The sequence below is a fragment of the Vibrio sp. Y176 genome, from assembly GCF_033438945.1.
In genome coordinates this window covers 1-780 of record NZ_JAWOQS010000378.1, presented here as the reverse complement: position 1 = coordinate 780, position 780 = coordinate 1, and the positions used below count along the sequence as shown (strand labels likewise).

Sequence of the window (780 nt, the reverse complement as noted above, 5' to 3'; positions counted from 1 at the left end):
CTATCAAGCTGATGCGCCAAAAGGTGAGAGAGTCCAACGATTAGAAATATTTGACGGATACCGCTGGGTAAAGGTTGATGATGACGCTTGGTATCGTGGCACCTCTTCGGCTTACACGATGAAAGGCAAAGAAGGCTATGAAGCCCTGCTTGATATGAAAGGCGAGGGTTGCGTGAGTAACTTATCAATGGCGGATTGCTTTATTGAACTACTTACAGATGAGCCTAACTGTTTGAACGAAAGTCACAAACTTTACTCTCAACAAAATCGTTAATCATTCTTGGTATTGATTTTGCTGTACTTTCCACACTACATGCGAGTGAGAGGGTGGAAAGTATGTGGAAAAAAGACTGGGCAGACGCTGCAGTGGTCATTGCGTGGGTAGCCGCTTGGTCCATGCTTGTGTATTTTGTGCCACTAAATGGGCTATAAAGAACAAAGAGCAATAAGAGGGAGCACTGGTCAGTGCTCCTTTTTATATTCATATATTTGATGGACTACTGGCGATTAAATGCATTGATTTTATTGATAGGGAATTTTTGTTGGAAATCAGAATGATCAGGCGTATGATGGCGGCGTTTGGGGAGTAGTTAGCGCAAGTTTACTTATCGTCATCTCGTTAAGCGAACGCTTATCCGGTAAGTAAAGGTGTCTGATTGAACATTCAATCTTGGCACTTCAACGAGACCAACGCATTCATTGATTAGCAGACACATGGGTAATGTGACTGCTGGGTTGTATTCTTTGCGGAAGGTCACCAAACACTGCTGTCCTTCAGCG

Annotated in this window: 1 protein-coding gene; it reads left to right on the top strand. The window is 43.5% G+C overall.

Translation table 11 applies throughout. From position 1 onward, the window contains the following. Positions 1-274, top strand: a 274-nt coding sequence (locus R7O13_RS26170) for a 5'-nucleotidase C-terminal domain-containing protein (RefSeq protein WP_412125730.1), incomplete at its 5' end; no start/stop codon positions are given. Positions 275-780 lie beyond the last annotated feature (506 nt).